This is a genomic window from Psychrobacter sp. CAL346-MNA-CIBAN-0220 (genome assembly GCF_040309805.1).
Lineage (GTDB): Bacteria > Pseudomonadota > Gammaproteobacteria > Pseudomonadales > Moraxellaceae > Psychrobacter.
The window spans coordinates 1-275 of record NZ_JBEOPF010000229.1; the positions used below are offsets into that span (position 1 = coordinate 1).

1 protein-coding gene is annotated in these 275 nt (G+C 49.8%); it reads left to right on the plus strand.

Annotated features, from left to right (window positions below):
- The coding region (locus AAEY88_RS13430; protein WP_407074466.1) for an AMP-binding enzyme at nt 1-275 on the plus strand (275 nt) is incomplete at both ends.

Consider the following 275-nt stretch of genomic DNA (forward strand, 5'->3'; position numbering starts at 1 on the left):
GCATTCGCGACCGTGCGAAAGACTTAATCAAATCAGGTGGTGAGTGGATATCCTCAGTAGAGCTAGAGGATATTGCTATGTCGCATCCGGCGGTGGCTATGGCAGCGGTCATCGGCGCTAAGCATCCAAAATGGGATGAGCGTCCAATAATTATTGCTCAATTAGCAGTTGGCGAGGAGTTAACAGAGGAGGCCTTAATCGCTCATTATGAGGGAAAGCTTGCAAAATGGCAGCTTCCGGACGCCGTAGTCTTTGTAGACACCGTTCCGCTGAAT